The sequence below is a fragment of the Sphingobacterium multivorum genome (assembly GCF_039511225.1).
GTDB lineage: Bacteria > Bacteroidota > Bacteroidia > Sphingobacteriales > Sphingobacteriaceae > Sphingobacterium.
The window spans coordinates 5,678,946-5,703,434 of sequence record NZ_CP154261.1 but is presented as its reverse complement, the minus strand read 5'-3'; the positions used below and the strand labels follow the sequence as shown (position 1 = coordinate 5,703,434).

Below are 24,489 nucleotides of genomic sequence, written 5' to 3'. Positions count from 1 at the left end.
TAAATTTAGTGCAAAGCTACGAAAAATAATAAGTGGAATAAAATGACCCTCGTCACCTTTTCTTCAAAGGTTCGAGGAGGTATTCCAAGCCATTAAGCTTTATTTCATAGAGTGTCGCTAACTGCTGGCCTAGTTTTCCCTTTGGAAAGCCTTTTTGGTTATACCACACAAGATAGGGCTCAGGAAGATTACATAAGGTGTATCCCTGGTATTTGCCAAATGGCATCTTGACTGTAACAAGCTCGGTTAAAATTTCAGGATTCAACATTAGTCTTGAGGTTTTCCATAATTAAGACGGTACCAAATCGCTTTTAGCGCAATGATGCCATGATTGAATAAATTGGGAATGGCTCCATAGTACCGTTTGAATATCGCAAAGCGCTCTTTCAAGGATTCCTGATGTCTTTGTTTTGACATTCCGCCAACAAGATACCGGGCAACATATTGCTGCGCATTGACCGTTTTTTTTGCCTTTTTGGCACAACGAATAACCCAGTCAATATCAGCGCACAATTTATAATTGAGATCGTAGGGCTCGGCGATTTCCCGCTTGATGTAGATCGCCTGATGGCATATATTCATGCCATAGCGAAAGCTTTTCCAGTCGAAATGAGCCGGAACCTTATGTCTCCGTTCACCAATAATATTCCGATTGTCGTCCACGAGGATTGTTTCGCCGTAAAGAATATCTGCGTTATCGCTCAGTTTGGCGAGGTTCTCAATGCTATTCAGATCATAGATCTCGTCTCCAGAATTTAAAAAAAGAACATAATCGCCTGTTGCTAGGGCTAAACCCTTATTCATGGCATCATAGATACCCTTATCCTTTTCGGAGAGGATGACGGCGATTTTATCCTTGTATTTTTGGATGATCTCTAACGTTCCGTCGGTTGATTGTCCATCAATGACAATATACTCTATATGATCATAGCTCTGATTGACAACAGATTTTAGGGTGTGTTCTATGTCACGCACATTGTTGTAAACGACAGTTATAATCGAAAATTTAGGATGAGCAGACATGTTTTTTATGTATTGAATTTATTTATTTTCTTCTTCAGGAATCGGATGCCACGGTCGAGTAAAGATCCTTTCCGATGGGCGTAGAAATACTTGATGGCTTCATAAGCTTGCTTGTTTTCTGAAATTTCCGTCGGAAAATACCGTACAGGACTTTCCGCTAGTGTAACCTGATATGTAGCTTCTGCAGCGGTATGTGTACCCGAACCATCGTTACCAATATTTTGCGTCATCGAATTCCTTGGATACAAAACTAACCCATTTTTTTTGAATACAGAAGCATACCAGCGTATGGCCCAAGAGTTGATCTTTCCCGCTTTAAATTCCTGCACTTGTTTCCAAAAGTTTTCTTTCCCCTCGATACTGAATTGGTGTATCTGCTCGTCCGTAAAATCCGATACAAGTTCATCGATATTAGGATTGAAATGTTGCCAGGCGCGGTCCCAGGTTGCCCAGCCCCAACTATTGGCGACCCGAAAAAAGAAGGTTTCTGGCAGTTTATTTAAATCTTTTAACGGATAGCCATAACCGCTGATCTCCATGACCCGATCTTGATCTTTATAGCGCTCCAGTGCCTGGTTGAAATAGTCTAGTGCAAACACCGCAGTTTCCAGATCGTCTTCCAAAACAATAATTTTTCCATGTGCATTGACCACTTTTGTAACACCATCGATCACATTGGCCGCTAAACCCCAGTTTTCTGTTCGTTCGACAATAATAACCTCTTTGAAGTTCCAGGACTTATTGATAATCTTTCGGACTTCAGTAACGGCGGGAACAGATTTTTCGTTTTTTGCAGCATCCGAATAGATGTATAGCGTGGTCTGGTCTGCTAATATATTATTTTCTAAAGCTGAGAGTGTTTTTATTGTATGATCAGGACGATTGTACACAAAAAGTATGACGGGAGCAATATTGTTCATTTATCAATAGATTTTGTTGAATACTTTTTTGTTGGTCATACGGGTACGATAAACGGCTCCTGTTTTGCCCAGCAATCTAAAAGCAATGTTTAAGTAGCTTTTTGCTTCAAAAGTATGACCTTTAAAAAATGAAGACGCCATTTTCTTTAGACTTGCCAATATTGCCATGGAAAAAGCTTTTACAAAAGTATAATTGATATTGCAATATTCTGTCAAATGATAGACAAATTCGCTTTTCAGAAAGGCCCTGCGGTCTATTTTACGTTGTTGCCTATCGTGGTAGGCTTTGGCTCCTTCAGCGAGAACAATGTTTAATCTGTAGTACTTGATGCGGTTGGCATAATCTTTATCTTCTCCATAATGAAAAAAGATCGGTGCGAAACCACCGACTTTTCGGATCACCGGATTGGGGATAAACCAAAATGCAGCATTGACGAACGTGCAAATTCGATTAGAATTTTCGATTATAGCATTTTTTGTATAGACAGCAAAACCGTAGTCCAGTGTTGTTTCGGTTCCATCGTAGTGAATAGGAGAGATAATTCCGATATTGTCTGCGTTGACCTTCAATAAGTTGGCAATACAGTCCCGATCCAGCCAGGCGTCCTGATTGACCAAAAATGCATAATCATACTCTTCTTTCAAAACAATGTCAAGTCCAATGTTGTTAGCCTTTCCAAAACCTAAATTTTCGGAACTTTCTATCAGTCGTATTGTTGGATACGTTTCTTTTATGATCTGTGTTGTGTTGTCTGACGAATTGTTGTCTACAACTAAAATATCTGTTGGGTAGCTCGAATCCAATAAGCTGGGTAAGCACTTGTGAATCCAAGGCTCAAAATTATAAGAGACGATTATGGTGAGAATCCTGGCCATCTATTTTTTTCGGATAACTGTTAGGAAATAGTGGTACAATTCCAACAAAATACTGGGTTTAAAGATTCTATTTACGATGATATAACTGCATACTGCAATTCCAATTGTACTTGCAAACCGAAGATAGAGGTTGGCTATGGCTGCGGTGGCATAATGTGCTGCTAAGCAGCTTATCGCTGCCAATAGTGCATAAGCAAAAATATCTGTTAGCAGATAACGAAATGAATAGTTCATATAAGGTTTGGCTGATATGTACCAAACGAATATCCAGAGGGCATTTAATGCCGAGGTCAATCCAATGAGCAATTCTAGGCCTAATGATTTGCCGAAAAATAGGATGGCAATTTGGAGCAGACCAAAAACGATGATATTGCGCATGTAAACTTCAGGTTTCCCCTTGCTAATGATTAAGTTGGAGAAAACATTGCTTACAGAATCAAATGCGGCGCCGATACAGAATATTTGAAGAAAAATAGCGCTTTTCGCCCATTTGTCGGTGATCGCAATAGTAATAAAATCTTGTGCTACCGTGGTTAAACCCAATAACATTGGAAAGGCTAAAAAGGCTGTAAAGGAAATCAGTTTGCGAAAAACCCGAACTTGTCTATCCTTATCATCTTCTATTTCCTTTAAAATAGGCTGTGTCACGTTATTGACCATATTGGTCAATATATTTTGGGCCATGATGCTCCAACGATTTGGATTCACGGTATACCCCAGTTCTTCAGCGGTATAATGCCGGCCTAAGATCGCTGCATATATATTTTTGTTGATATTGATAAAAATATTGGTGACCAGTATTTTGCTGCTAAATCCTAAAATGTCACGAATAGGTTTAAAATCGAACTGGAAAGTAGGCCTGAATTTGGAAAAATACCAGAATCCGAGCATATTGAAACCACTATAGGAGACAATTTGGATCGCGTATGCCCAATAGGCATAGTCCTTATAGGCTAAATAAACGCCAACTATATTTGATGCGATAAGAGCAAAGGTGCCTGTGATGACCCTTTCTTTGATTTTTAAATTTCGGAAGAGGTAAGCATTGTGTGCAATACCAAAGCTACCTAACCAAAAGGATAAAAAGGTAAATCTGCTTAGTTCTACAAGTACTGGCTGATTATAGTATAAGGCGATAAGAGGAGCTGCAAAAAATAGAACGATATAAATAAATGTTCCAATCCCTACACTTGTCCAGAATACCGCGTTATAATCTTTATGTTCAACATCTTTTTTATTGACAATCCCATACACAAATCCACTTTCTTGGAACGCAGAAGCGAGAACAGAAAAGATGGTGATCATAGCGACTAAACCATAGTCTTCTGCTGTTAGCTTACGGTTTAGAAGGATGCCGAAGCCGAAGCCCAAAAACTGCTGGATGATACTGGCCATACCACCCCATAGCAGTCCTTTTGTTGTTTTTGATTTTAAAGAGTCATTTTTCGTTTGCGATGACATGCTAAATTAAATGAGCGGCAATATTAAAGTATTGCAATTGTATTCGCAAATTCTTTTAGGGAAACATCAGTTGGATTGACATCGGTAATCAAATAGGAAATATCACGTAACGGAACTACTTTCATTTTTTGAACTGAATTAAGTTTTTCCGCAATGCTCAGAATAGCTACTTTTTTTGAGCATTTAATCATCGCACGTTTGATTTGCACCACTTCCCAGTCTGAATCGGTCACCCCATCTTCTACGGAAAGAGAATTTGTTCCCAACAAACAAAGATCGACTTTAAGATCGGCCAGTTCATTAGCTACCTGGGCACCAGAAACAATGTTTGTATTGCGTGAAAGCTTACCACCAACAAGGATGACTTCAAGATTTGGCTTTTCGGCCAATTCTAATGCAACTAGCGGACTTATGGTGAAAAACGTACACTGCAGGTGATCGGGTATTGTTCTTGCTAATTCAATTAAGGTTGTCCCGCCGCCGACTAAAACGGTCATACCATTAGAGATTAAAGTGCTTGCTTTTTTGGCAATTTCTTTTTTTGCCTCTTTGGCATAAACGTTCCCATCCTGAAAAGGGAACTGAAATGATTTTGATAATGCTCCACCATAGACTTTTAGAACTTTACCATTCTCAGCAAGTTCGTTCAAGTCACGTCTAATTGTATCTTCAGACACATTCAGCTGAACACTGAGGTCTGAGGATAAAACTTTATTATGTAGGTTGATCTGATGTATGATGAATGCTTGTCTTTCTTCCTTTAACATTGGTCTTTTGGTTTTTAATCGGAATTTTAAAATTAATTGAGAAATCAGTCTAAATGTAGTGAAAATTATTCTTCCTTTTTATCAATTTTTGTTAGGCCAGCTTTGAACCTCGGTTTGAAGCCTGTAGGCTTGCTGGCAGCAGGTTCCTGTGTTTCTGTGCTGTTGTTTTCAGGTTCAGCCTTTACGCTCGCATCTAACTTAATTTCGTCTTTCGTATCGGGCAGCTGTGTCTGTTCAGCAGTTTCTGTTTTGGTTACTCCGGCCTTGAACCTCGGTTTGAAGCCCGTAGGTTTTGGAGCGGATGTTGTCGCCTCATCAGTCGTTTCGTCGGATGCAGAAGTGCTTGCCGCTGCGTCGGGAGCTTTGGTTACTCCAGCCTTGAACCTAGGTTTGAAGCCTGTAGGCTTGCTGGCAGCAAGTTCCTGTGTTTCGGTGCTGTTGTTTTCAGGTTCAGTCTTTACGCTCGCATCTAACTTAATTTCGTCTTTCGTATCGGGCAGCTGTGTCTGTTCAGCAGTTTCTGTTTTGGTTACTCCGACCTTGAACCTCGGTTTGAAGCCCGTAGGTTTTGGAGCGGATGTTATCGCCTCATCAGTCGTTTCGTCGGATGCAGAAGTGCTTGCCGCTGCGTCAGGAGCTTTGGTTACTCCAGCCTTGAACCTCGGTTTGAAGCCTGTAGGCTTGCTGGCAGCAGGTTCCTGTGTTTCGGTGCTGTTGTTTTCAGGTTCAGCCTTTACGCTCGCATCTAACTTAATTTCGTCTTTCGTATCGGGCAGCTGTGTCTGTTCAGCAGTTTCTGTTTTGGTTACTCCGGCCTTGAACCTCGGTTTGAAGCCCGTAGGTTTTGGAGCGCATGTTGTCGCCTCATCAATCGTTTCGTCGGATGCAGAAGTGCTTGCCGCTGCGTCAGGAGCTTTGGTAACTCCGGCCTTGAACCTCGGTTTGAAGCCTGTCGGTATTGAATCTGGAGTGGATTCCGCTGAATCAGCTATTTCCTGTTTGGATGCTGCCTGAACTTCATCTACTACAGCTGTAGAAGGAGCCTTGAATCGCGGTTTAAAGCCTGCAGGTTTTGCCGTAGGAATCCTGGAGGTCTCGGATGATGCATCTGGGGTAACCTGCTTTTCAACAGGTTTTGCAATAACAGTTTCCTCCTCTGCTAAATGGAAACTTTTTCGAAGCTTGTTGAACCAAAACTTTTTGCTGTGGTCAAAACTTTTTTCTCCCATAGCAGAATAATGTGCTTTGAACTCTTCAAATAAAGGTTCATCTGCAGCTTTTAAAGCTTTTAAATCAATTTTCTTTTTTATGAAAAATTCTTCAAAAGTCATTCTGGTACGAGTTTGATTTAGTCTATTACAAATGTAGTAATTTTTCTGACGGAGCTAGGCGGTGCTTTAAATAAAAAAGAGCGACAAGCGCTCTTTTTTATAGTTTTATAGGTTCAATAGCTTAAGCCATGTTATGGTAAACTGCTTGAACATCGTCATCTTCTTCGATTTTATCGATCATCTTCAATACATCAGCAGCTTGTTCTTCCGTAATATCTGAATGCGATAATGCGATACGTTCCAATTTTGCAGATGTTACTTCAATTCCCTTTTCTTCCAGTAATTTTTGCATATTACCAAAGTCTTCAAAGGAAGTTTGAACGACAGCAATATCATTGCCTTCTTCATCAGATTCTACGTACAATTCTTCTAAGCCTCCATCGATCAACTCTAATTCAAGCTCTTCTAGGTCCAGTTCATCTGTTGCAGCAAAACGGAAAATGGATTTACGATTGAAAATAAAATCCAATGATCCTGTTTTCCCCAATGAACCACCTGCTTTTGTGAAATAGCTACGGATGTTTCCTACGGTGCGGTTGGTGTTATCTGTTGCAGTTTCAATTAATACAGGTACGCCATGAGGGCCGTAGCCTTCGTATACATATTCTTCGTAACCTTTTGAATCTTTTTCCGAAGCACGTTTGATTGCGGCTTCGATACGATCCTTTGGCATATTTACTGCCTTGGCATTGTGTATTGCTGTACGAAGTCTCGAGTTAGTTTCAGGGTGAGGGCCGCTTTCTTTAACCGCCATAGCGATTTCTTTACCTAAACGTGTAAATTGAACGGCCATTTTGGCCCAGCGTTTGAATTTCCGCTCTTTTCTGAATTCGAAAGCTCTTCCCATTGTTATATTTTGTTTTTAAGATTTTCAATCATGTCGACTGTCATCTTCTGGATGTCAAATTCCGGCGTCCAGTTCCAGTCTTTTCTTGCATAAGAATCGTCTAGACTAGCAGGCCATGAATCGGCAATCTGTTGTCTTGGATCGTTCTCGATGTAAGAGATTGCAAAATTAGGAAGAATTTTTTTAATTTCTTGTGCAAGTTCTTTTGGAGTAAACGTAATTCCACCAAGGTTATAGCTATGACGAATGCTTAGGCTTTCTTTGGGTGCATCCATTAATTCGAGTGTACCACGGATGGCGTCCTCCATATATAACATGGGTAATGCCGTGTTTTCAGATAAGAAACACGCATAAGTCCCGGTTTTCAATGCTTCATAAAAAATATCGACTGCATAATCCGTTGTGCCACCCCCTGGTTCTGTTTTCCAAGAAATGATACCTGGATAACGGACACTGCGAATATCCAGACCACGGTGTTCTTGATACCATTCTATAAGGCGCTCACCTGCAAGCTTGCTGATGCCATAAATTGTGTTCGGATCCATTACGCAATATTGTTCGGTATTTGTTTTCGGAGAATGCGGTCCAAAAACAGCAATCGAGCTTGGCCAAAATATCTTTGAAACTTTATAGCTCACGGCTAGATCAAGCACATTCAACAGACCATTCATGTTCAATTCCCAAGCCTTCTCAGGGTATTTTTCACCTGTAGCTGAAAGCATGGCAGCTAATAGATATACTTGAGTAGGTTTATATTGTTGAAATAATGTCTCGAGTCCATTTTTGTCAAGGACATTAGCGATTTCGAAATTTTCGTCAGGGCTTTTAATCTGTGGTTCTCTAATGTCAGTGGTTACAACATTCTCTGCACCAAATTTTTTGCGCAAGGCGATAGCTAATTCTGTGCCGATCTGGCCATTTGCACCAATGATAATAATGCTTTCTTTCATTTGTAAGTTTTATTTTATGAAGCTCCTGCTTTCACTATAATGAGTGTTTATGCTCAAAATATAAATGAATCGCTTCGCTCGTTTCTTCCTATCGATATGATAGGATCTAGCCTGACATAATTTACGTTTCATCATGTAATGAAAAATGAAATTTCAACCATGGCGGTTTATGATGCAAATATAAAGGCTTTTCAGTATCTATCAACTTTGTGGCCTTTTAGGAAGTCGGGAAAAAATGTTAATTTTTAGACTCTTGGGACTGTTTTTATGAGATTTTAAACTGTTTCAATCGTTTGTTCTTTTTTTTTGAATAAGCGGTGAAAATTTTTATTTTTTTTGAATTGCTTTAATTCTAATTTTATAGCATGAATCAAAGAACTTAACGATTCCATTTTAGCAATTTAGGAGGGGAAATGCTAAATGTTGTGACATTTTTAGCTAAGCGCTTAATATTTTGTTATTTTAATAGTGGAATTGGGGAATATTTTTTAAATTTGAAGAATTCATTCTTCGAGAATCAACTAAAAACAAAATCAAATAACAATTTTAATATACACAATTTAAACACAGACAAAAATGAAAGTGGCAGTAGTCGGCGCAACAGGCCTTGTAGGTACTGAGATGCTAACCGTGTTGGCGGCGCGAAATTTCCCAGTAACAGAATTAATTCCAGTAGCGTCAGAGCGTAGTAAGGGTAAGGAAATTGAATTCAAGGGAAAGAAGTATAAGGTGGTTACACCATCTGAGGCTATTGCTTTGAAACCTGATGTTGCGTTATTTTCTGCTGGCGGTGATACCTCGAAAGAATTTGCCCCTCAATTTGCAGAAGCTGGAATTACAGTGATCGACAATTCTTCGGCATGGCGTATGGACCCAACGAAAAAGTTGGTTGTTCCAGAAGTAAATGGTGATGTGTTATCTGCTGAAGATAAAATTATTGCAAACCCGAATTGTTCAACTATACAAATGGTGGTGGCTTTAAAGCCATTACATGATAAATATAAAATCAAACGTGTTGTCGTTTCTACCTATCAATCTGTAACAGGTACTGGTGTTAAGGCGGTTAATCAATTGATGGATGAACGTGCCGGAAAAGATGGGGAAAAAGCTTATCCTTATCAGATTGATCTGAACGTTATCCCGCATATTGATGTTTTCCAAGAAAATGGATACACCAAAGAGGAGATGAAGATGATTTTGGAAACAAATAAAATCATGCGTGATGATTCTATTAAAGTAACTGCAACGACAGTGCGTATTCCTGTGATGGGTGGACACTCTGAATCATTGAATATCGAATTTGAAAATGACTTTGATTTGAATGATGTACGTGCAGCTTTAGCCGCGCAAAGTGGCTGTATTGTTGTTGACGATCCTGCGTCGCTACAATATCCAATGCCAAAGGATGCACACGGTAGAGATGAGGTTTTTGTAGGACGCATCCGTCGTGATGAATCTCAGCCAAATACGCTCAACATGTGGGTAGTAGCGGATAACTTACGTAAGGGTGCTGCAACAAATGCAGTTCAGGTAGCGGAGTTATTGGCTGAAAAAGGATTGATCTAACTCAAGTAGATTCCATAATAAATATTGAGCCCCCATGAATTCGTTCATGGGGGCTCTTTTTTGTCCTGTTATCAAATCACAATTTATATAATTTGGTCTTTGATGCCGAGGCTATAAATTATGGTGTCAGTGTTTTGGGTTGGATAGAAAACTCAATCTTATCATTTAACGGTGCGTAGGCTTCTTTGCTTTGCTCTTCCAGTCGATCTGGAAATAGAATGCCGAAAAGATGATCCGTTTCGTGCTGGAAAATAACAGCGGTAAAACCCTCGATATTTTCTTCGATAACTTTACCTTCTTTATTGATGTATTGCAGGCGGATCGCATAACTCCGTAATACATCTTCTTTCCGGTTGGGGATAGAAAGACAGCCTTCTGCACCTTTGCGCTTCAGTTTGGAGCGCCATAGAATTTTAGGATTCACATAGAATTCAAATGGCTGATCCGGTTTGTCAAATCGCTGTACCCAGATTAAATTTTTATTGATGCCGATCTGTGGTGCTGCGATGCCTACACCGGGGTGATTGGGATCACGTACAGTCGCGAACATTCTTTTGGAAAGAGACTCAATCAATGGGTCGTTGTATTTGACATCACTGCTTGTCGCTTTTAAAACTTTCAGATCTTTATCGTCTGTTGTTTGCAATACGCGAAGAATTGCATTTTCATCTCCTGATAAAATGATTTTCTTGTCGGCAGCACTGAACTCCTGTCCTGCGTTAAGATTGACTGGTCTTTCATTCTTTGACTTATGAAATGCTTTTTCTCCGGCCATAATTTTTGTTTCTAAATTGTTCTCGACTGGGGGTACTGGGCAACGGTACCCGTTGCTATAAGCACAGTATGGGTTGTAGGCTTTGTTAAAGTCTATCTCAACATCGTTTCCTTTAATGTCGTCTGTGGATAAATCAATATACCGGCCCCCACTATAGCTTTCCTGACCATTTGTTAAATCTAAAAATGGTAAAAATAAATGTTTTTTGTATGCAGGATTTTGAAATAATGCGACACTTTGATAGATATTTAGCGTATGTTCCTTTCCATGAAGATTAAATGTTATGATGGCGTAACGTTTGTACTCGTTGCTAGTGCCGTCGTAGGTTGGCATCCGAAATACCGGTTCGTCAAACAGCACCTCAATTTTGGCGTTGACTTTATAGCTGGCGTCTACAGGAAAGTAATCCAAAAAAGCTACTTGATCTGATTTTAATGGGCCATATTGTTCTTTCGCCAATTCAGCGGCTTTTTCTTCACGAAGAGCAGTAATGTGTTGCTCGTATTTACTTTGGGCATGCGTATTCAAGCATAAGGCCAAAAGGAAACTGGCAATAAGTGTTTTTTTCATTTGTTTACATATTTATTTGTCCGATTTCACACAGCGAGATGCCCTGTTGCTTTTGCTGTTATTTTGATCCGTGTACTTATAGGGTAAGTCCGTAGACACGCTATGATCGGATTGAATTCGGTGATCTATTGCCCCAAAAAGCAACTTAGTTTGCTTTTGTTAAATAGTCTATCAAAGTTATAGTTTTTTTTGATTAAAAAGTCAGAATTAAAAGATCAAAAATTAAAACGGCATGTATTGAAAAGATGGGGGCAATTGAAATATTACATCTTCCTGTGTAATACTCAGGACTACTTTGTATTTTTGTGAAAAATATATATCCATGAGATTGATGGCCTTTGATTACGGTACAAAACGAATAGGGGTTGCGGTGACCGATCCAATGCAAATTATTGCTACAGCATTGACGACGGTACACCCGCAGGATATCTGGACATACTTAGCCGATTATTTACAGACAGAACAGGTGGAAACTTTTGTTGTAGGCAAGCCACGGCAGCTGGATGGGACCGACTCTGAATCCGCACAGCATGTTGTCGGGTTTATTCGAAAATTGAAAAAGACTTATCCCGCAATTGCTGTCGCTGAAATAGACGAGCGTTTTACTTCTAAAATGGCTTCTGCAGCGATCGCACAAAGTGGCAAAAAAAAGAAGGATCGTCAACAAAAAGGGCTGATTGATACGGTTTCTGCAACGATCATTTTGCAGAGCTACATGGATAGCCGTAATTTTTAGATACACAGTGACTAATACGTCAAATAAGAATGAATAATAAATAGAAGGATGAAGAGCATATTATTTTTTACCGAGGATACGGATTTCAAATTAAAAGAAAAGGGAAAGATTCGCCAATGGATTGCTGATGCCATCAAAGGCGAAGGGTTTAAACGGGTAGGCGAATTGAGCTTCATCCTTTGCTCGGATGCTTACTTGCTTGAAATCAATAAGCAATATTTAAATCACGACACCTATACTGATATCGTTACCTTTGATTCTTCCGAATATGACGACACCATCGCCGGTGATATTTTTATCAGTGTGGAACGTATTCAGGAGAATGCCGAAAAATTTAAGGTTGATGTGCGAGACGAGCTTCATCGGGTGATCATTCATGGTGTCATGCATCTGTGCGGTTATCCGGATAAAAAGCCGGCAGATAAAGCCAAGATGACGGCCAAGGAGAATGAGTATCTCGGTAAAAGAAACTTTTAACATATTCCTTCGTACACTCATTAGTGGCTATGGTTCAGTGAACGGTTGGAGATTCTTTTTAGGCTGCAGTCGAAGGGGGCAATACATAAAAAAAGCGCTTTACAAATTGTAAAGCGCTTTTTTTATGTTGTTCTAACGACTAGAATCTTTCAAATTGAGAGAAGAAGAAGTTTCCTTCTATAGCAGCATTCTCATCTGAATCCGATCCATGGATAGCGTTTGCGTCAATAGATTTAGCATATTTGTTACGGATTGTACCTTCAGCTGCATCAGCAGGATTAGTCGCGCCAATCAATGTACGGAAATCTTCAACGGCATTATCTTTTTCCAAGATTGCAGCAACGATAGGACCTGAAGTCATAAAATTTACCAACTCACCATAGAAAGGACGCTCTTTGTGTACTGCATAGAATGCACCAGCTGTCTCTTGAGAAAGTTGGATGTATTTCATTGCAATGATTTTAAAACCACCAGCAATGATATCGTTTAAGATTGCACCGATGTGACCGTTCGCTACTGCGTCAGGTTTGATCATCGTAAAAGTTCTGTTAGTTGCCATTATTTTAATTTTTTTGCAAAATTAGATAAATTGCTTTTCATATGCAATATCATTACGCCTCTATATAGACACAATTATTGATAAGCCGACGGGTTGATGTCACCCTTATCGCTAAATTATTGGTTTTTGTTCCCGGATCTATGCCTCTGCTGAAATAGATGTTTCCGTTTGTTCCCAACTGAATGTCTTTCTCTGTATGTAACAAAACTTTGTATCTTACCGTTTATAGAAAAGTAAAAAAACAATTGATCTAAGTTCAATACGAATATGTAACTTTGTGTTATTATGGCATTAAATCTAACAGTAGACATCGATAAAGATTCAGGCTTTTGCTTTGGAGTGGTATACGCTATTGATATGGCGGAAGAGATTTTAGAGGAAGAGGGGTACCTTTATTGTTTGGGAGATATCGTTCATAATGATGAGGAAGTTGCCCGATTGAAAGCAAAAGGTTTGCGGATTATCGATCATGCCGCTCTGCCGACCTTGAGCAATGAAAAGGTATTGATCCGTGCTCATGGTGAAGCCCCGGAGACTTATCGAGTTGCTTTGGAAAATAACATTACCTTGATAGATGCCTCTTGTCCAGTGGTGCTTAAACTGCAAAACCGTATAAAAACGTCGTTCGACCAAGAGGAGAAAATTTTAATCTTTGGGAAGCATGGACATGCTGAAGTGATCGGTTTGCAGGGTCAGACAAATAATGAAGCTTTGGTTTTTCAGGATATTTCCGAATTGGATCAAGTCGAACTGCCGGCCTCATTTACCCTATACAGCCAGACAACAAAAAGCGTGGATAAATTTTATGCCATCAAAGACGAATTGATCAAGCGAGGCTATGAGGTAAAGGCCAATGATACGATCTGTCGACAAGTTTCTAATCGATACGAAGATCTTGGCGCTTTTGCCAGACAATACGATAAGATCGTTTTTGTCTCAGGCAAGAAATCCTCCAATGGAAAGGTGCTGTTTGAAGTTTGTCAAAACGCCAACCCCGCTAGTTATTTTATTTCTGATCCAGCTGAATTAGATGCATCGGTCTTTGCTGAAAACGATCGCATTGGAATCTGTGGCGCTACTTCAACACCAATGTGGTTGATGAAAGACGTAAAAGCAAGTTTAGAAGCATTATAAGTACAATTACCCGTCACAGATATTTCATAATTCCGCGGTTTAGGTCCGGAGTGCACTCTTTTTTGCGTAGCTTTGTAAGCTATGAGCAATAAAGGCAAAAAAGGTATTCTTTTAGTACAATTGGGTACACCTGATAGTCCCACCACTCCAGATGTAAGAAAGTATTTAACGGAGTTCCTAATGGATCCGCGAGTTATTGATATTCCTTATTTTCAACGCACCTTATTGGTCAAGGGAATCATTGCACGTACACGTGCGCCCAAATCGGCAAAAGTATACGAAACGATTTGGGATAAAGAAACGGGATCACCTTTGATGCACTACAGTATTTTGCAACGTGATCTGCTTCAAGAAGCGTTGGGAGAAGAATACCATGTGGAATTAGCAATGCGTTATCAAAATCCGTCAATTGAGGCTGCATTGAAAAATATGGAAGGCCTATTTTTGGAGTCCATTCGCGTAATCCCTTTATTTCCACAGTACGCATCGGCAACATCGGGCTCGGTCATTGATCGTGTTATGGAGCTCATTCGCAAATGGAATTATCTGCCAGAAATTAGTTTTGTAAGCAATTTCTGTACAGATGATTTAATGGCAGAAACTTATGCAGACCATGCCCGCAGGCACGATTTGGAAAGTTTTGACCATTTTGTCTTTAGTTATCATGGCCTTCCTGTGCGGCAGCTTGGAAAAGTAGATCCGACAGGCCAGCTTAAATGCCCCGAATCAGGCTGTGATTCCTGTAAAACGACGGCCAATTCATATTGCTATCTTTCGCAATGTTATGCGACAACACGGACGATAGCTGCCAAGCTCGGGTTAAAAAAAGAACAATATTCGCTCTGCTTTCAATCCCGTTTAGGTAAAGAACCCTGGATACAGCCCTATACCTCCGATTTATTGCATGATCTTGCCGCTAAGGGGTATAAGAAGTTATTAATTTTTAGTCCTGCTTTTGTGGCGGATTGTATCGAGACCATTGATGAAATTGGCGTGGAATATGCTAATGAATTTAAACATTTAGGTGGGGAGGAAGTGTGTTTGGTAGAGAGTCTGAATGATGATCCCAAATGGATCGAATCTTTAAAACAATTGGCGCTTAATGCCAAAAACTAAAATCGATAAAAGATGTTGCTAGTAAACGCGTGTGTATTACTCATATTGGATTTTTATATTTTCTTTGCGCTCCGTGCAACGAAGATTAAATTCCCCAAAACAAAAGTATTTGCTATTCTCTGGTGGTCTTATTCTGTTTTACTGCTATTGGGCGTTTTTATCTCAGCACAATATAGTATTCCTTTAATCGTACGGTCGGTTATTTTAGTCGCCTTTTTTCTGACAGCCGCATCAAAGATATTTTTCTTTTTGATTTTGTTGATTGATGATATCCGACGTGGGGGTGTATGGTTGAAACGTCTGTTCGCAAAAAAGAGATCTGTTGAGGATTTAGTCGACGATGCCGGAGAACCTTTACCGGAAAATCCAGTGAAAGGGATTAGTCGATCCGAGTTTTTAACAAAAGCTGGTATTCTAGTCGGTGCCTCACCCTTGATACCCTTGAGCTGGGGTATTATTTCAGGAGCCTACGACTATCGTGTAAGGAGAGTACCGTTGTATTTACCAAATTTGCCCAAAGCATTTCATGGAATGACCATCGCGCAGATTTCAGATGTGCACTCTGGATCTTTCTACAATAAAAAGGCTGTCAGCGGTGGTATTGATATGCTTTTAAAGGAAAAAGCAGATGTGACATTTTTCACCGGTGATATCGTGAATGCCCAAGCTTCTGAAATGCGTGGTTATCAAGATATTTTTGCGCGTGTGAAATCTGATTTGGGTGTGTTTTCTACATTAGGTAACCATGATTATGGTGATTATTATTATGGTAAAGAAGATTCTCCTGCAAAGCGTAAGAACCTCAAAGATGTTATCGATGTTCATAAAATCATGGGCTGGGATCTTTTAATGGATGAAAATCGTAAGATTAAGGTCGATGGTGAAGAGCTTTGTATTGTCGGGGTTCAGAATTGGGGGACTGGCCGTTTTCCGAAACATGGTGATATCAAAAAAGCGTTAATGGGTACCGAAGAGCAACCTGTTAAGTTGCTTTTATCGCACGATCCCTCACATTGGCGGGCCCAGGTATTGGATACAGACGTTGATGTGATGTTTGCTGGACATACACATGGTATGCAATTTGGCGTAAGGTCCGAGATGTTGCAATGGAGTCCAGTGCAATATATCTATAAGGAATGGGCGGGGTTATACCGTGCGCAACAGAACAAACGATTATATGTTAATGTGGGCTATGGCTTTTTGGGTTATCCAGGACGTGTTGGAATTCTTCCTGAAATTACCATATTCGAATTGCTGAAAGCGCAGGACCCAAAGTTTAAAGCCTAAAAAATCTCCTTTGACTTTTGAGTTAATATACCTATAATTGTGTATTCTGTACACCAGTTATACATAACATGCAATCAACTTTAAACTTTGGGGACTCTCCCCACACACGTGTTAATATTCTTACCGGGGAAAAAGTACTTGTGTCTCCGCATCGTAGTAAAAGACCATGGCAAGGGCAAGTAGAAGATCTTCCCGGGGATAATAGACCGGAATATGATCCACAATGCTATTTGTGCCCGACAAATAAACGAGCAGACGGTGATATCAATCCAGATTATAAAGAAAGTTTTGTCTTCGTGAACGATTTCTCAGCTTTACTAAAAGATACAAGCCAGCAAGAATTTAATGAAGATGAATTATTTATCGCCGAAACCGAAAAAGGAATCTGTAAAGTAATTGCATTCACACCACGCCACGACCTAACCTTGCCAGAAATGGATCAGGTAGCTATTAAAGCAGTAGTCGATCTTTGGCAGAAAGAGTTTGTTGAGCTCTCTCAGGTTGACTGGATCAAATATATTCAGATCTTTGAGAATAAAGGTGCAATCATGGGCTGTAGTAACCCACATCCCCATGGACAGATCTGGTCACAAAATCATTTGCCTGTAGAAATCCAAAAAGAATGCGTTCAGCAACAGCACTATTTCAATAAATATCAACGTACGATCCTGTCAGATTATGTTAAAGCGGAGTTGAGAAAAGAGGAGCGCATTATAGACGAAAATGATTCTTTCGTTTCGCTAGTCCCTTTTTGGGCCGCCTGGCCTTACGAAACGATGATCGTCAGCAAACGATCTATCCAAAACATTGCTGGGTTTGACGAGAAGGAAAAGTCGGATTTTGCCGCTATTCTCAAGTTACTGACGACGCGTTATGACAATCTCTTCAAAACATCTTTCCCCTATTCTGCAGGAATGCATCAGGCCCCAGTAAATGATGGTGACCACCCGGAATGGCACTGGCATATGCACTTCTATCCACCACTGTTACGTTCTGCTACCGTTAAAAAGTTTATGGTTGGTTATGAAATGCTAGCAAATCCACAACGTGATATCACACCGGAGGTTGCCGCAGAACAATTGCGAAATTGTTCGACAGTACATTATAAAGCGAAATAAAATGATAACAAAAGATACAATTGTAAATAAATTTAAAGAACTCTACCAAGAAGAACCTCTTGTCGTTACTTCCCCCGGCCGGATTAATATCATTGGAGAACATACGGATTATAACGATGGATTTGTATTGCCTGCCGCAATTGACAAAGCAATATATGTTGCTGTAAGTAAGCGATCGGATGATAACATTGTGCTTTATGCGGAAGACTACAAGGAACGTCATGAGGTCAAGCTAGCAGCTATTGCTATTTCTGAGAAACATTGGCCAAACTATATTTTGGGGGTTGTTGACCAGTACCTGAAACGTGGGGCAACACTGGGGGGCTTCAACCTGTATATCGATGGTGATGTGCCACTGGGTGCTGGATTATCGTCTTCAGCTGCCGTTGAATGTGCCGTTACCTTAGCACTCAGTGAACTGTTCAATTTGCAGGTCGAACAACTTGATATTCCACAGATTGCTCAAAAGGCTGAACATACCTATGCTGGTGTGATGTGTGGTATCATGGATCAGTTTGCTTCAGCCTTCGGTAAAGAGAAAAATGTCATCAAACTGGATTGCCGTACCTTGGGTTTCGAGTATGTTCCGCTTGATCTTAAGGGTTATGAAGTTGTATTATTGAATACAAACGTAAAACATTCATTAGCTTCTACAGCGTACAATACGCGTCGTGAACAATGTGAGCAAGCTTCTGCATGGGTGCAGGAGAAGTACCCGGCTGTAAAGAATTTGCGTGATGTAACCATTGCGATGCTTGATGAATTAGTGAAAGATAAAGATGCCGACATTTATGCGAAAGCAAGCTTTGTAGTTCGCGAGAATGAACGCGTAGAGAAATCGTGTGATGCACTACGTTCAGGAGATGTTGCTCAGCTTGGACAGTATATTTTTCAGAGCCATGAGGGATTAAGTAAAGTGTATGAAGTCAGTTGTCCGGAGCTGGATTACTTAGTGGATTACGTCAAACAGTTTCCTGAGGTGATCGGTGCCCGAATGATGGGTGGCGGGTTCGGTGGATGTACAATCAATATCGTAAAAGAAGGCGTACTACCTTCAATTTTGCCAACACTTGAAAAAGAATACAAAGAGAAATTTGATAAAGAACTTTCGGTCATTCAAGTCAGGATTGCCGATGGTACCCGCGTACTTTAATAAAAAATAGGTGTGCAGTAAGGGGAATAACACGTTCATGTTATTCCCCTTATTTTTTTGTATTATGTGATAACGACTTACCATATAAGTCTTAGTTAAGCTGGTCCAATGCCTGTTTTAAGTCGGCGATTAGATCATCGGCATGCTCGATTCCAACAGAGATACGCAACATGCCTAGCGTGATTCCGGAAGCTTCTTTTTGTTCCTTCGTATGATGACCGCCCCACATACTCGCAGGATGTACAATAAGCGACTCGACCCCTCCCAAACTGGCCGCATTGATAAATATATGGACTCCATTGATGAGTTTCTGTGCATTTAAAAATGCCTCCTCTTCATCTTTACCATTGACATCGATACAAATCATGCCCGAAAAACCGTTCATTTGTTGGGCGGCGAGTTCATGTTGGGGATGATTAGGGAGTCCGGGATAACTCACTTTTTTGATTTTTGGATGTTGATCCAGAAATTCAGCCATCTTTAGCGCATTGGTATTGATCTGTTTGACTCGTAGACTTAATGTTTTTAATCCTCGTAATAATAACCAGGAATCAAGCGGTGCGAGTGATGCGCCCAAAGCGACGGATCGTTTCCATACGCTGGCGATATAGTCCTGCTTACCGCAGACGATACCAGCAGTGAGGTCACTATGTCCACCTAAGTATTTCGTGGCACTGTGGACAACGACGTCTATTCCAAAATCTGTCGGTGTTTGGTTGATAGGAGAGGCGAATGTATTATCGACCATGCTCTGAATCCCATGTTGTTTGGCGAGTTCCCCGATCGCTTTTAGGTCTGTGATATGAAGATTAGGGTTCGATGGAGTCTCTATATAAATCAGCTTGGTATTTGCCTGAATAGCTTCTCCAAATGCTGAAACATCGGTCTGGTCTACAGCAGTAACCGTGATACCATAATCGGTTAGGAACTCTTTAAAGAAAATAGCTGTTCCGGAATAATGTGCATGTTGGGCGACAATATGATCCCCCGATTTAACGATGGCCAATATGGCTGTACTGATCGCTGCCATACCGGTTGCAAATACCAGTGCATCCTCCGTTTTTTCCAATTTTGCTAGAATGGAGGCGACTTGGCTATTCGTCGGGTTGCCATGACGATGATAAAAATAAGGATGCTTCGGTTCGGTAGCGGCCTTGATATATTCCGCAGGGTCAGGATCCGCAATGTAAGTGGATGTCTGATAGATTGGCGTAGTTACTGCAGATGTCTGGTTGAATTGCTGTCCTTCATGGACGAGTATCGTTTCGGTATTGGTAGCCATACTAATAATGTTGATTGATGCTTGTATTGCCTTAAGAGTCTATAATTCGATCTTGTCGAATCTTTGACCGTAAGGAACCCTTCGCTCGTTTGAAAGCATTGTTGGTGCTAATAGCGCGAAGACGGTTTATCTTGTATCTCAAATATAAATAAAATCTACTCAGTATGTAGATTTTATTTATATCGGGTGCATCAATATCGCTTACAACATTAATACATCTTATAACATTTCTTTCAGAAGACTCAACGCATACCCAATGGTATTCACATTATTTAACGCTAAACGGAGCTGGCCTTTGACTTCTTTGAGGTTGCTGATCTCTGGATGGCTTTGTACAAAGGACAGTACACGGCCGAATTGATCCGATTCAAAGTAGCTGGATTTGGGGTTATTGACAAAATAACCTTTCAGTGTATGCTTTTTATACGCTATTTTTTCAAACCCGATCGTTTTGCCAAACCACTGTAAACGGAGTGTATTGAATAATTCAAAGACTTCGCGTGGGATGGGGCCAAATCGATCTTCAAGTTCTTTTTCAAAGGCTGCCAATTGCTGCTCGTTCTCCAATTTGGAGAGTTCAGTATACAGATTATACCGTTCTGTAATATTGGTTACATATTCATCGGGGATCAATACCTCGAGGTCTGTGTCAATCTGCGTAAAGGATACATATTTTCGTTCTTTCTCATCCGCGAATACTGCCGAGAACTCGTCCTCTTTTAGCTCCTGAATAGCTTCGTCTAAGATTTTATGATACATTTCGAAACCGATCTCGGCAATAAAGCCCGATTGTTCGCCGCCCAAGAGATTTCCCGAGCCACGTATATCTAAATCGCGCATGGCAACATTAAATCCAGAGCCCAGTTCCGAAAACTCTTCTATTGCAGAAAGTCGTTTATAGGCTTCCGGTGTTAAGGTCGACAATGGCGGACTCAGTAGATAACAAAAAGCTTTCTTATTGGAGCGGCCCACCCGACCCCGCATTTGGTGCAGGTCGCTCAGGCCAAACATATGGGCATGATTGATAATGATCGTATTCGCATTTGGGATATCAAGACCCGCTTCAATAATCGTTGTTGCAATTAAGACATCAAAATCGTGATTGATAAACTTGAGCATCACATCCTCAAGTTCATCCCCTTCAAGCTGGCCATGTGCCACACCGACCCGTGCTCCGGGAACCAGCTTGCGAATCAAATTGCCCAGCTGCGGAAGATCTGCAACACGATTGTGGATAAAAAATACCTGCCCGCCACGATCAAGTTCGTAACTGACAGCTTCGCCGATCAATGTTTCATTGAAAACATGCAGTTCGGTCTGTACGGGCTGCCGGTTGGGTGGTGGAGTCGAGATGATACTCAGGTCGCGGGCCCCCATTAATGAGAAGTGCAATGTTCTTGGAATTGGCGTTGCTGTCAATGTCAGCGAGTCTACATTCGCACGCATGACTTTCAATTTTTCCTTTACTGCCACCCCAAACTTTTGTTCCTCATCGATAATCATCAGGCCGAGATCTTTGAATTTGACATCTTTGCTAACAAGGCGGTGTGTACCAATGATAATGTCTATTTTTCCTTCAGCGAGCCTGGCTAAGGTATCTTTGATCTGTTTGCTCGTCTTGAAACGGTTGATATAGTCGATCGTGCATGGAAGACCCTTTAGACGCTCCGAAAATGTCCGGTAGTGCTGTAATGCCAGGATAGTAGTCGGTACCAGGACAGCGACTTGTTTGCTGTCTGCTACAGCTTTAAAGGCCGCACGGATGGCAACCTCCGTTTTTCCGAAGCCTACATCCCCACAGATCAATCGGTCCATCGGATGTGGCGATTCCATATCTTTTTTCACATCGGCAGTAGCCTTTTCCTGATCCGGTGTATCCTCATAGATAAAGGAGGCCTCTAGTTCATTCTGTAAATAGCTATCCGGTGAGAACGCATTTCCATGCTGTGCCTTTCGTTTGGCATAAAGCATGATCAAGTCGCGCGCAATATCCTTGACTTTTTTCTTGGTCGTCTTCTTGAGTTTGTCCCAGGCGTCGGTCCCCAATTTATTCATTTTGGGAACAGTGCCCTCCTTACCGGAATATTTGGAAATGCGGTTTAAGGAGTTGATGTTCACGTACAACAGGTCATTGTCCGCATAGATCAAGCGGATCATTTCCTGAGATTTACCGTTGACGTCCACTTTTTCCAAACCACCATAGCGACCGACACCATGATCAATGTGGGTAATGAAATCGCCTGGTTTAAGATCCCGTAGATCTTTGAGCGTAATTGCCTGTGAGCGCTCGTAAGCCTTCTTTCGTTTATATTTATAATAACGGTCAAATATCTGGTGATCCGTGTAACAGGCCAACTTTAAACTGTCGTCCCTAAAACCTTCGCGTAACGCTTTATGAATCGGAATGAAAGTGGCTGATTTATCGAGATCTTCCAGAATCGTATAGATCCGTTCGACCTGTTTGGTCGAATCTGAAAAAATCAGATTCTGAATCCGCTGGCCCTCATTCTCCTTGAAATTATGGATTAAGAGATTAAAATCTTTATTGAATGAAGGTTGGGGATGTATATCGAACTTGAATGTTGTCTCAGCTTTATAAAAGAACTGTTTGCCGAATTCGATGATGGGGAACTCAAAAAATAAGGCGTTGAGGTTTTTCTCGTCTGTAAATTCATAGGCTGGATTATGCCATTCGGGATTATCTTTTTTCTGCTTATCGGTTAATCCCGCCCATAATTTTTCCGCTTTCTTTAACCCATCTTTCACAATATCTAACGTAAATTGAGCGTCTTTGATCCAGATTGTAGCGTCCTGATCTACATATTCCAATAGTGAAATGTGTTGGGATGTCAAGAATTTCGCTTGAACATTTGGGACAATGGTTACTTTGTGGATTTTTTTGACAGACAACTGGGATTCAATGTCAAATGTACGTATGCTTTCGATGTCATCGCCAAAGAATTCAATACGGTATGGGAGGTCATTCGAAAAAGAAAAGATGTCTACGATGCCACCGCGTATCGCAAATTGTCCTGGTTCATACACAAAGTCGACACGTTCGAAATCATATTCGATCAAAAATTCGTTGATGAAATCAATACTTAGCGCCGTGTTTTCTGTTATTTCTAAGGTGTTTTTATCCAGGTCGTTGCGGTTGATCACTTTCTCAGCAATAGCCTCTGGATAAGTAACAACCATTTTCGGTAATTCCGAAGTATGATTGAGCGAACTTAATGTCTCCGCACGTTGCAATACATTGGCAGAGTCCGTTTGCGTAAAATCAAATGTTTTGCGATAAGACGAAGGGAAAAAAAGAACCTGCTTATCCAACAGGCTTTCCAGGTCACTTAAAAAATAAGAAGCGTCTTCATGAGTCGGTAAGATAAAGACCATTGGACGTTCCTGTAAGTTGTAAGAAGATACGGCTATGAATGCATCCGAAGAACCAATAAGCCCTTTCAACTGAATCTTGGGTTTTTTGGATTGTAAAGCCTTGGTAAGCGACTGAACAGTTTCGCTTTGGCTGTATTTTTCTAATATTTCTTGAATTCCCACGAGCAAAAATTTCGAATAAGTGCGAATTTAACGAAATAGTATCAAGTATCGGGTATGAAGTGCTAATTTTTTTGGTAAAAAAATAGTTGACTTGCTCGTTAAGAAGGAGATGACTTTGTGAAGCTCAAAAGCTATAATAGATGAATCTGTGCAGGGGCTTATTTCGCGAGGTAAAAAGTGTAGGCAAAAGCGAGCAACACCAATAAGGTGGCCAAGTAAATTAATTTATATTGCTCATAAGCTGTAACCTGAAAGGATCCAATTTTAACGCGATTTTTGCTGTTTCTCATAACTAATTTAGGTCGAGGTCAATCTTCTGTTCACTAATATAGCTTTTAAGTGTTGTATTACCAAAAGCATCCAGTGTATTTTGAAAATCTTCCCGATAGTCAAATTGAAAGTCTTCATGAAGTTTACTGTATTTGCCCACCGCATGCTTGATACGCCCTGTTATATATTTATGTAATTTGTGGGCAGCAGACTGATAGGAGGAGTCGAAAAGCCTGTCGTAATCAGCGATGGCTCTCTTTAGGATATAACATCTAAATTCTACTTCACTGATTTTATCCTTGGTGACTTTTTCGTGCTCATTCACTAAACCGCTTGCCTGTTTGATAAGCTTGCTAAGCGAGATAAAATTACTATGTTGTGGCGTATTGCCAATTTGACTCAAACCACTATCGAACAATTGCTCTAGCTGCTTCCGTAGTTTTTCAATACGTCTCTCTAAATCCTCCGCGTCCTCCAACAATTGGAAATGCAATTGCTTGATGAGCATTTTGTCCTTGCTGATCAGGCGTACGAGGAGTTTGTCTTTTTCCTTTTGGGGTAGATCAAGGACAGCTCTCTTTAGTTGGGCATCTTGATGTAAGGACATAATATGTGTGTTTTAGTGTAAAAAGAGTTATTGAGCGAAAATTCAGGCACACCGTCGGTATGCCTGAATAAATTTCTCGTTTCATAAGCCGGAATTTATGTACGCAATA

23 protein-coding genes are annotated in these 24,489 nt (G+C 40.6%); 8 read left to right on the top strand and 15 right to left on the bottom strand.

Features of this window, described 5'->3' with window-relative positions:
• Positions 1 to 52: 52 nt before the first annotated feature.
• The 9 genes from AAH582_RS23765 to AAH582_RS23725 all read right to left on the bottom strand — a co-directional run bounded on the left by AAH582_RS23765 (position 53) and on the right by AAH582_RS23725 (position 8,175).
• Positions 53 to 268 (bottom strand): DUF3820 family protein, encoded by a 216-nt coding sequence (locus tag AAH582_RS23765; protein WP_046673143.1) that lies wholly within the window; start codon positions 266 to 268, stop codon positions 53 to 55.
• Positions 268 to 1,023 carry a glycosyltransferase family 2 protein gene (locus tag AAH582_RS23760; RefSeq protein WP_046673144.1) on the bottom strand — a complete coding sequence of 252 codons (756 nt, stop codon included), beginning with the start codon at positions 1,021 to 1,023 and terminating at the stop codon, positions 268 to 270. Before AAH582_RS23760 ends, AAH582_RS23765 begins: the two co-directional genes overlap by 1 nt.
• Positions 1,024 to 1,028: 5 nt before the next feature.
• Positions 1,029 to 1,943 carry a sugar transferase gene (locus AAH582_RS23755; RefSeq protein WP_343320780.1) on the bottom strand — a complete coding sequence of 305 codons (915 nt, stop codon included), beginning with the start codon at positions 1,941 to 1,943 and terminating at the stop codon, positions 1,029 to 1,031.
• Positions 1,944 to 1,946: 3 nt separating this feature from the next.
• Complete coding sequence (locus AAH582_RS23750; protein ID WP_343320779.1) at positions 1,947 to 2,819, bottom strand: glycosyltransferase family 2 protein; 873 nt, start codon at positions 2,817 to 2,819, stop codon at positions 1,947 to 1,949.
• Positions 2,820 to 4,280 (bottom strand): lipopolysaccharide biosynthesis protein, encoded by a 1,461-nt coding sequence (locus AAH582_RS23745; RefSeq protein ID WP_046673147.1) that lies wholly within the window; start codon positions 4,278 to 4,280, stop codon positions 2,820 to 2,822.
• Positions 4,281 to 4,303: 23 nt separating this feature from the next.
• On the bottom strand, positions 4,304 to 5,047 hold the full coding sequence (locus AAH582_RS23740; protein ID WP_046673148.1) for a DeoR/GlpR family DNA-binding transcription regulator: 744 nt from the start codon (positions 5,045 to 5,047) through the stop codon (positions 4,304 to 4,306).
• Positions 5,048 to 5,112: 65 nt separating this feature from the next.
• Entirely contained in the window at positions 5,113 to 6,378 is a 1,266-nt protein-coding gene (locus AAH582_RS23735; RefSeq protein WP_343320778.1) for a hypothetical protein, read from the bottom strand.
• Between the two features lie 121 nt (positions 6,379 to 6,499).
• A complete protein-coding gene (locus AAH582_RS23730) occupies positions 6,500 to 7,225 on the bottom strand; it encodes a YebC/PmpR family DNA-binding transcriptional regulator (RefSeq protein WP_046671585.1) in 726 nt (241 codons plus the stop codon).
• A gap of 2 nt (positions 7,226 to 7,227) precedes the next feature.
• Positions 7,228 to 8,175, bottom strand: coding sequence for an NAD-dependent epimerase/dehydratase family protein (locus AAH582_RS23725; RefSeq protein WP_046671586.1), 948 nt, complete (start codon positions 8,173 to 8,175; stop codon positions 7,228 to 7,230).
• A 576-nt stretch (positions 8,176 to 8,751) separates the two neighbouring features.
• Between AAH582_RS23725 and AAH582_RS23720 the strand changes: the two genes are divergently transcribed.
• Positions 8,752 to 9,741, top strand: a complete 990-nt coding sequence (locus tag AAH582_RS23720; protein ID WP_046671587.1) for an aspartate-semialdehyde dehydrogenase — start codon at positions 8,752 to 8,754, stop codon at positions 9,739 to 9,741.
• A gap of 118 nt (positions 9,742 to 9,859) precedes the next feature.
• Here AAH582_RS23720 and def read toward each other — a convergent pair whose 3' ends face one another.
• Positions 9,860 to 11,086 carry a peptide deformylase gene (gene def, locus AAH582_RS23715; protein ID WP_046671588.1) on the bottom strand — a complete coding sequence of 409 codons (1,227 nt, stop codon included), beginning with the start codon at positions 11,084 to 11,086 and terminating at the stop codon, positions 9,860 to 9,862.
• A gap of 322 nt (positions 11,087 to 11,408) precedes the next feature.
• On the opposite strand from def, the gene ruvX reads away from it, so the two are divergent.
• Together ruvX and ybeY are read left to right on the top strand one after the other, a co-directional pair.
• The gene (ruvX, locus tag AAH582_RS23710; RefSeq protein ID WP_046671589.1) at positions 11,409 to 11,822 is read left to right on the top strand and encodes a Holliday junction resolvase RuvX; all 414 of its coding nucleotides are present in this window, start codon (positions 11,409 to 11,411) and stop codon (positions 11,820 to 11,822) included.
• Between the two features lie 48 nt (positions 11,823 to 11,870).
• Positions 11,871 to 12,299, top strand: coding sequence for an rRNA maturation RNase YbeY (gene ybeY, locus AAH582_RS23705; protein WP_343320777.1), 429 nt, complete (start codon positions 11,871 to 11,873; stop codon positions 12,297 to 12,299).
• Positions 12,300 to 12,438: 139 nt separating this feature from the next.
• Here the strand turns inward: ybeY and AAH582_RS23700 are convergent, their stop codons facing one another.
• Positions 12,439 to 12,858 carry a nucleoside-diphosphate kinase gene (locus AAH582_RS23700; protein WP_046672716.1) on the bottom strand — a complete coding sequence of 140 codons (420 nt, stop codon included), beginning with the start codon at positions 12,856 to 12,858 and terminating at the stop codon, positions 12,439 to 12,441.
• Positions 12,859 to 13,143: 285 nt separating this feature from the next.
• On the opposite strand from AAH582_RS23700, the gene AAH582_RS23695 reads away from it, so the two are divergent.
• The 5 genes from AAH582_RS23695 (at position 13,144) to galK (ending at position 18,666) form a co-directional block, all read left to right on the top strand.
• Positions 13,144 to 13,992: a 4-hydroxy-3-methylbut-2-enyl diphosphate reductase gene (locus tag AAH582_RS23695; protein WP_333627335.1), complete on the top strand. Its 849-nt coding sequence runs from the start codon at positions 13,144 to 13,146 to the stop codon at positions 13,990 to 13,992.
• Between the two features lie 81 nt (positions 13,993 to 14,073).
• Positions 14,074 to 15,108, top strand: coding sequence for a ferrochelatase (gene hemH / locus AAH582_RS23690; protein WP_343320776.1), 1,035 nt, complete (start codon positions 14,074 to 14,076; stop codon positions 15,106 to 15,108).
• A gap of 12 nt (positions 15,109 to 15,120) precedes the next feature.
• On the top strand, positions 15,121 to 16,395 hold the full coding sequence (locus AAH582_RS23685; protein WP_046672713.1) for a metallophosphoesterase: 1,275 nt from the start codon (positions 15,121 to 15,123) through the stop codon (positions 16,393 to 16,395).
• A 68-nt stretch (positions 16,396 to 16,463) separates the two neighbouring features.
• Positions 16,464 to 17,513: a UDP-glucose--hexose-1-phosphate uridylyltransferase gene (locus AAH582_RS23680; protein WP_343320775.1), complete on the top strand. Its 1,050-nt coding sequence runs from the start codon at positions 16,464 to 16,466 to the stop codon at positions 17,511 to 17,513.
• A 1-nt stretch (position 17,514) separates the two neighbouring features.
• Positions 17,515 to 18,666: a galactokinase gene (gene galK, locus AAH582_RS23675; protein ID WP_343320774.1), complete on the top strand. Its 1,152-nt coding sequence runs from the start codon at positions 17,515 to 17,517 to the stop codon at positions 18,664 to 18,666.
• 91 nt (positions 18,667 to 18,757) lie between these two features.
• Here the strand turns inward: galK and AAH582_RS23670 are convergent, their stop codons facing one another.
• From AAH582_RS23670 to AAH582_RS23655, 4 genes are all read right to left on the bottom strand, one after another.
• Positions 18,758 to 19,948 carry a trans-sulfuration enzyme family protein gene (locus tag AAH582_RS23670; protein ID WP_343320773.1) on the bottom strand — a complete coding sequence of 397 codons (1,191 nt, stop codon included), beginning with the start codon at positions 19,946 to 19,948 and terminating at the stop codon, positions 18,758 to 18,760.
• A gap of 219 nt (positions 19,949 to 20,167) precedes the next feature.
• A complete protein-coding gene (mfd, locus tag AAH582_RS23665) occupies positions 20,168 to 23,503 on the bottom strand; it encodes a transcription-repair coupling factor (RefSeq protein WP_343320772.1) in 3,336 nt (1,111 codons plus the stop codon).
• Positions 23,504 to 23,661: 158 nt separating this feature from the next.
• Positions 23,662 to 23,793, bottom strand: coding sequence for a hypothetical protein (locus AAH582_RS23660; protein ID WP_343320771.1), 132 nt, complete (start codon positions 23,791 to 23,793; stop codon positions 23,662 to 23,664).
• Positions 23,794 to 23,795: 2 nt separating this feature from the next.
• Positions 23,796 to 24,380, bottom strand: coding sequence for a hypothetical protein (locus AAH582_RS23655; protein ID WP_343320770.1), 585 nt, complete (start codon positions 24,378 to 24,380; stop codon positions 23,796 to 23,798).
• Positions 24,381 to 24,489 lie beyond the last annotated feature (109 nt).